Source organism: Nocardioides sp. IC4_145, from assembly GCF_011250565.1.
Taxonomy (GTDB): domain Bacteria; phylum Actinomycetota; class Actinomycetes; order Propionibacteriales; family Nocardioidaceae; genus Nocardioides.
On sequence record NZ_JAANMS010000019.1, the window covers coordinates 60,616 to 66,890 of the forward strand.

General features: G+C 75.6%; 9 protein-coding genes and 2 tRNA genes. 5 read left to right on the forward strand and 6 right to left on the reverse strand.

Annotation, left to right across the window (positions count from 1 at the left end):
• Positions 1 to 115: 115 nt before the first annotated feature.
• From G6553_RS10135 to G6553_RS10150, 4 genes are all read right to left on the reverse strand, one after another.
• Entirely contained in the window at positions 116 to 727 is a 612-nt protein-coding gene (locus G6553_RS10135) for a bacterial proteasome activator family protein (RefSeq protein ID WP_166191764.1), read from the reverse strand.
• A 62-nt stretch (positions 728 to 789) separates the two neighbouring features.
• Positions 790 to 1,767 (reverse strand): NAD(P)H-quinone oxidoreductase, encoded by a 978-nt coding sequence (locus G6553_RS10140; protein WP_166191767.1) that lies wholly within the window; start codon positions 1,765 to 1,767, stop codon positions 790 to 792.
• 50 nt (positions 1,768 to 1,817) lie between these two features.
• The gene (locus G6553_RS21750; protein WP_166191770.1) at positions 1,818 to 2,138 is read right to left on the reverse strand and encodes a DUF6457 domain-containing protein; all 321 of its coding nucleotides are present in this window, start codon (positions 2,136 to 2,138) and stop codon (positions 1,818 to 1,820) included.
• Between the two features lie 52 nt (positions 2,139 to 2,190).
• Entirely contained in the window at positions 2,191 to 2,745 is a 555-nt protein-coding gene (locus tag G6553_RS10150) for an NTP transferase domain-containing protein (RefSeq protein ID WP_347565623.1), read from the reverse strand.
• Positions 2,746 to 2,819: 74 nt separating this feature from the next.
• Between G6553_RS10150 and G6553_RS10155 the strand changes: the two genes are divergently transcribed.
• A complete protein-coding gene (locus G6553_RS10155) occupies positions 2,820 to 3,587 on the forward strand; it encodes a carbon-nitrogen hydrolase family protein (protein WP_347565624.1) in 768 nt (255 codons plus the stop codon).
• An 11-nt stretch (positions 3,588 to 3,598) separates the two neighbouring features.
• Positions 3,599 to 4,711: a hypothetical protein gene (locus tag G6553_RS10160; RefSeq protein ID WP_166191776.1), complete on the forward strand. Its 1,113-nt coding sequence runs from the start codon at positions 3,599 to 3,601 to the stop codon at positions 4,709 to 4,711.
• 22 nt (positions 4,712 to 4,733) lie between these two features.
• Here the strand turns inward: G6553_RS10160 and G6553_RS10165 are convergent, their stop codons facing one another.
• Both G6553_RS10165 and G6553_RS10170 read right to left on the reverse strand, forming a co-directional pair.
• On the reverse strand, positions 4,734 to 4,964 hold the full coding sequence (locus tag G6553_RS10165; RefSeq protein ID WP_166191779.1) for a biotin/lipoyl-binding carrier protein: 231 nt from the start codon (positions 4,962 to 4,964) through the stop codon (positions 4,734 to 4,736).
• Between the two features lie 59 nt (positions 4,965 to 5,023).
• Positions 5,024 to 5,108 (reverse strand) — tRNA-Ser (locus G6553_RS10170).
• A gap of 116 nt (positions 5,109 to 5,224) precedes the next feature.
• Between G6553_RS10170 and G6553_RS10175 the strand changes: the two genes are divergently transcribed.
• The 3 genes from G6553_RS10175 to G6553_RS21755 all read left to right on the forward strand — a co-directional run bounded on the left by G6553_RS10175 (position 5,225) and on the right by G6553_RS21755 (position 6,187).
• Positions 5,225 to 5,689 carry a hypothetical protein gene (locus G6553_RS10175; RefSeq protein WP_166191782.1) on the forward strand — a complete coding sequence of 155 codons (465 nt, stop codon included), beginning with the start codon at positions 5,225 to 5,227 and terminating at the stop codon, positions 5,687 to 5,689.
• 91 nt (positions 5,690 to 5,780) lie between these two features.
• Positions 5,781 to 5,874: transfer RNA gene (locus tag G6553_RS10180), tRNA-Ser, on the forward strand.
• A gap of 178 nt (positions 5,875 to 6,052) precedes the next feature.
• Positions 6,053 to 6,187 (forward strand): hypothetical protein, encoded by a 135-nt coding sequence (locus tag G6553_RS21755; protein WP_278249548.1) that lies wholly within the window; start codon positions 6,053 to 6,055, stop codon positions 6,185 to 6,187.
• The last annotated feature ends 88 nt before the right edge of the window (positions 6,188 to 6,275 follow it).

Here is a 6,275-nt window from a genome sequence, read left to right on the forward strand (position 1 = left end):
GCAATTGCGCGGTTGTGGCCCTGTGCAAGCGCTCGCGCAGCGACATTCCGGCGCAATTGAACGATCGTGTGCGCCGGCACCCACGCCGGCCCGCCCGAGGGGCGGACGGACCGACCTACAGGTACATGCCGCCGGAGTCGCCGGGGGTCGGGCCGGGGTCCTGGCGCGGCTGCTGGCCCATGGTGGGCATGCCGCCCTGGGCGCCGGGGACGGCGCCGGGCGGGAGCGCGCGGCGGATCTGCTCGAGCTGTGCGCGGGCGGAGATCTGCTGGGCGTAGATCGCGGTCTGGATGCCGTGGAAGAGGCCCTCGAGCCAGCCGACGAGCTGGGCCTGGGCGATCCGGAGCTCGCCCTCCGACGGGGTGACGTCCTCGGTGAACGGCAGCGCCAGCCGGCTGAGCTCCTCGACGAGCTCGGGCGCGAGGCCGGCCTCGAGCTCCTTGATCGAGGCGGCGTGGATCTCCTTGAGGCGGTTGCGGCTGGCCTCGTCCAGCGGGGCGGCCTTCACCTCCTCGAGCAGCTGGCGGATCATCCCGCCGATGCGCATGACCTTGGCCGGCTGCTCGACCAGGTCGGTCACCGAGCGCTGCTGCTCGTCGTCGTCACCCACGGCGCCCCCTGCGCCCTCGGCCTGCTGCTGCAGCGCCGACGCGGGCACCGACCCCATCGGCTGCCCGTCGGGGCCGATGACGACGATGTGCTGCTCCTGCTCCTCCGGACCGGTCATGGACCCGAACATATCGACCGGTCCGCAATGCACCGGCAGGGCCCGGCGGCGCCCGAGCGGGCTCAGAGGGTGAGCACGATCTTCCCGCTGTGCTCGCCGGAGGCCATCAGCTCGTGGGCGCGCACGACCTCCTCGAGCGGCATCGTGTCGTGCACGACGACCCGCACCGAGCCGTCCGCGAGCAGCGGCCAGACGTGCTCGACGACCGAGGCACAGATGGCCGACTTGCCCTCGACCGGCCGGGCGCGCAGGGAGGTCGCGATGACCGCGCCGCGCTTGCCGAGCAGCTTCGCGATGTCGAGCTCGGCCTTCGTGCCGCCCTGCATGCCGATGATCACCAGCCGACCCTCGGGCGCCAGCGCGTCGACGTTGCGGTCGAGGTACTTCGCACCCATGTTGTCCAGCACCACGTCGGCGCCGACGCCGTCGGTCGCGGCGCGGACGGCCTCGACGAAGTCCTCGTCGCGATAGCTGATCGCCACGTCCGCGCCGAGGTCCCGGCAGTACGCCAGCTTCTCGGCCGTGCCGCTCGTCGTCAGCACCCGGGCGCCGGTCGCCTTGGCGAGCTGGATCGCGAACGTGCCGATCCCGCCGGCCCCGCCGTGCACGAGCAGCGTCTCGTCGGGGCGTAGGCCGGCGACCATGAACAGGTTCGACCACACCGTGCAGGCGACCTCGGGCACCGCGGCCGCCGTGACCAGGTCGAGCCCGTCCGGGACCGGCATCACCTGACCGGCGGGGACCACGACGCGCGACGCGTAGCCGCCGCCGGCGAGCAGCGCGCAGACCTCGTCGCCGACCGACCACTGGTCGACGCCCTCCCCGACCGCGTCGACCGTGCCGCTGCACTCGAGGCCGATGACCTCCGAGGCGCCCCTCGGCGGCGGGTAGAACCCCTGCCGCTGCAGCAGGTCCGCCCGGTTCACCGCGGTCGCCGCGACCGCGATCGCGACCTCCCCCGGGCCCGGCTCGACGTCGGGCACCTCCTGCACGCTGAGGACCTCCGGCCCACCGGCCCCGTCGGCGATCACGGCTCGCATGCCGCCCACCCTAGGAGGGCCGGGCGAGCCGGCCGGCTCGTCGGTCCAGGTCAGTCGAGGGTGTCGCCGCTGTGGTCGACGCCGCGGTCGTCCGGGACGGGGTCGTCGACGTCGTCCGGGTCCGGCGCGTCCGCCGGCTTGTCCCACGCCTCAGCGAGCCGCTGGGCCCGCGCGGCCAGCCGCTCGACCTCCTCCGCGTTCGCGCCGGCCGCGCCGGCGGCGTACCCCAGGAGGTACGACGTCACGGGCGCCGCGGGTCGCTCCACCGCGTGCGCCACCACCCGCGCCAGGTCGAGCACGAGCCCCTCGTCCATCTCGTCCTCGACGCCGAGGACGTCGCTGAGCTCGTCGATCCAGTCGTGGAGGTTCACGCGTCCCACGATGGCCGAGGCCCGACGCGACCCGCAAGGATCGCCGGTCCGGTCACAGGTCGCGCAGGTCCGCCCAGGTGTCCAGGTCGCGGTGCTCGCGCCCCTCGGCGGTGACCCCGGCGAGGTCGAGCGGGGCGAGCAGCCGGTGCAGGGCAGCGCCGTGCTGCTGCTCGTGGTCGGGGCGCACGGCGTCGAGCCGGGCCAGGTCGAGCACCATCGCCAGCTGCCGGCGGCCGTCCGGGTCGTGCAGCGCGGCCCCGTCACGGCCGGCGGCGGCCTCGTGCAGCCGGCGGATCGTCCACGGCGTGACGTGCGGCATGTCGACGGCCAGCACCGCGAGCGTGGGCGCGCGCCGCAGCAGCGCGTCGCGGCCGGTGAGCAGCGCCGCCACCGGGCCGCCGTGACGCGGGTCCTCCCGCACGAACGTCACCGGGCGCTCCGCGGGGACCGGGTCGCCGACCACCACGACCTCGGCGGCGTCGACGACCGCGTCGAGCGCGTGCGCGAGCAGCGTCCGGCCGCCGACCTCGACCGAGGCCTTGTCGACCCCGCCGAGGCGCGCGGCGCGGCCGCCGGCCAGCACGACCGCGCAGAAGCTCTCGAGCACCGGCCCATCCTCTCGCAACCTCTCCTCCCGCACCCGTGCCCCCGCAGAGTCGGGCCAGTGGCACGCTGGGTCTCGTGCAGTCCTCCCTGCGTGTGGCCCTCGTCCAGGAGGCCTCGGGCCTCGACCCCGCCGCCAACCGTGCCCGGCTCGACGGGCTCGTGCCCGACGGCGTGGACCTCGTCGTGCTGCCGGAGGCGTTCGCCCGCGACTTCGGCGAGGCCGGCTCCGACGTCAGCGGGTACGCCGAGCCGGTCGACGGCCCGTTCGCCACCGAGCTCGAGCGGGTCGCGGCCGCGCGCGGCACGACCGCCGTGGCAGGGATGTTCGAGGCCGGCCCGGACGCCGCCCGGCCCTACAACACGCTCGTGGTCCGCGGCGGCGCGCACGCGGCGTACCGCAAGGTGCACCTCTACGACTCCTTCGGCTACCGCGAGTCCGACCGGCTCACTGCCGGCGACCCCGAGCCGTTGGTCGTCGAGGTCGCCGGGACCCGCGTGGGCCTGATGACCTGCTACGACCTGCGCTTCCCCGAGCTGGCCCGGCTGCTCGTCGACCGCGGCGCCGAGGTGCTGGCGGTCCCCGCCGCGTGGGTCGCCGGCGAGCGCAAGGTCGACCACTGGCGCACGCTCGCGCGCGCCCGGGCGATCGAGAACACCGTCTTCGTCGTCGCCTGCGGCCAGCCCGGTCCGCGCTACAGCGGTCACTCGCTGGTCGTCGACCCGCTCGGCGACGTGCTCGCGGAGGCCGGCGACGACGCGGCGGTGCTGACCGCGGAGCTGCGCCCCGAGGTGCTCGAGCAGGCCCGCCGCACCAACCCCTCCCTGGCCAACCGGCGTCTGTAACGTTGCGCGCCGTGTCCCGCACCGCCCCCCGCCGCCGCGCCGACCCCCCGGCGCGCCCGGAGCGCCGGCCCCGGGACCGGCCCCGGGACCGGGCCCAGGACCGGGCCCAGGAACGGGTCGGGGCCGGTCCCCGACGGCGCCCGGCCCTGCCCGAGCCGAGCGGGCGCACGAAGGTGTCGATCGCCTGGGGCGTCGTGCTGCTGGCGCTCGGCGCGCTGGTCGCCGGCATCGTCCCGGTCGGCCCCGGCTGGCTCCCCGGCGTCGGCGCGGTCGCGGTCGCGACGACGTACACCTGGGCGCTCGCCGCCCGCACCGGCGGCCGCCCCCAGGTCTTCGCGGCCCTGGCCCTCCTGCTCGGCGTCCTGGCGCTCGCGCTCGACGACGACGCGCTGCGCACGGGCGCCGCGGTGCTCACCTGCGTGGTCAGCGCGGTGCTGGGGGTGATGGCGACGGTGCCGGCCCGGCGGTTCCGCGAGGCGGCGCGCGAGTGCGGCTTCGCGCTGGTGGTCGCCGCGGTCGGTGCCCTGGCGACCGTCGGGTTCGAGCCGCGCGTCGCCGTGGTGCGGTTCGAGTACGTCACCCTCGGGCTCGCCCTGCTCGCCGCCTTCCTCCTCGTCCACCGGCTCGGGGCGGGCCTCCACGGCCTCGGCCGTCGCGGGCTGGTGGCCGTGCTCGTCGGCACCGCCCTGCTCGCGGTGACGCTGGCGTATGCCGAGCTGTTGCGCCGCTACGGCACCGCCGGCCTGGTCACCTCGCTGCTCGACGCCGTGCGGTGGAGCCGGGACACCCTCGGCGCGTTCCCGCGGCCGATCGAGGCCGTCCTCGGCGTCCCCGCTCTCGTGTGGGGCTGCCACATGCGCGCGCGTCGGCGCCAGGGCTGGTGGGTCTGCGCCTTCGGCGTCTGCGCGACCGCACCCGTGGCCAACAGCCTGGCCAACCCGTCGATCTCGCTGCTGGAGTGTGCGCTGTCGGTGCTGTACGGCGCGGCCGTCGGCCTGCTCCTGGGGTACGCCGTCATCCGTGCCGACCTCGCGCTGACCGGCCCGCGTGGCCGGCGGTCGCGACGGGCCGAGGAGGCCGCGGCCGGACGTCCGGAGCCGCGCCGCGCGGAGGCCCTGCTCTAGCGGGGCCGTCCAGGGGCCTGCGCTAGTGGACGACCTCGACCAGCACGTCGCCCTCCTGGACGACGTCGCCCGGCGCGACCTTGACCGCGCGCACCGTCCCGGCGAGCTCGACGACGACGGGGATCTCCATCTTCATCGACTCCAGCAGGGCGACGGTGTCCCCGGGGGCGACGGCCGCGCCCGGCTCCACGGTCACCGAGACGACGTTGGCGACCATCTCCGCGACGACCTCGCTGACCTGCTCCCGGGGCATGCCCGCGACGCTAGCCGTTACCGCGGGGTACCCCGGCATCCCGCTGGCGGGCCGCTGAGCAGAGGGGGCGGGATTCGAACCCGCGGTAGGTCTCCCTACGACCGCTTTCAAGGCGGTTCCGATCGGCCACTCCGGCACCCCTCCGAGCCGGCCGGCGCTCGCGCCCCGGCTGACGGAAGGAGTCTAGGAGACGGTCGCCCGGCACCGCTGCGCGCCGACCCGTGCCCGGCCGCCCGACGGGGCTGGGGGAGAATCGACGCATGTCCGACGCAGCACCTGGCCCCGCCGACCACCGCTTCGCCCGGGCGGTCGTGGTCCGCGCCGCCGGGGTGGCGACCGTCGCGCTGGCCGTGCTCGTGCTGGTCGCCACCGTCGCCGCGGCCACGTCCGACCTGTCGGCGGACGTGGTCGTCGTGCTGGCCGGGCTCGGGGTGCTCGGGGTGCTCGCCCTCACCTGGTGGCTGCGGAGCGTCACCGTGGTCCACCTCGACGACGAGGGCTACCGCGTCCGCGGGGTGCGCGGCGTCGGCACCGGACGGGCCCGGTGGAGCGAGGTCCAGGAGGCGGCGACGGCGTCCCCGCGCGGCATCCGGTGCGTGGTGCTGCGCCTGGTCGACGGCCGCACCACGACCATCCCGGTCGACGTCCTCGCGGTCGACGGCGACGAGCTGGTCCGCGAGCTGCAGGTCCGCCTGCGCCGCGGCGAGGGTCTCCGCCCGCTCTGACCGCGCTGGTCCTCGTGCGGCCGGGCCGCGCCCGCAGCAGCCCTGATTGGCCGCACCGGTGCGGCGCCTTGTAGCCTGTGCGCGCTGTCGAGGAGGCGTCGCCTAGTCCGGTCTATGGCGCCCGCCTGCTAAGCGGGTTTGGGGCTACAACCCCATCGAGGGTTCAAATCCCTCCGCCTCCGCCAGCTCGGCCCCCGTGCGGATCTCCGCACGGGGGCCGCTTGCACGTTCGTGCAATGCAACTTTCTGAGCCATCCATCGTGACCTGACCACGGTCGTCGCAGGTCAGACTAGGAGTCCGGCGTCGGCACGGACGCGGGGGCACGGACACGACACAGCACGACCGACTCAGAGGTGGGACTCATGAACATGGTTCGCAAGGTGGGCATCACGATCGCAGCCGCTGCCGTCAGCGTCGGTCTCCTGGGCATCTCGGCCCCGGCCGCGCACGCCGACACCACGTGGGGCTACCGGATCGCTCCGTCCTCGGGCAAGTAGCCCGCACCAGACCGCTCGGGTCCCGCTGCCCCCTCCCCCCGGTGGCAGCACCGGCCGCCGTCGTGGGGGCCGGGCGGCCGGTGCTGCC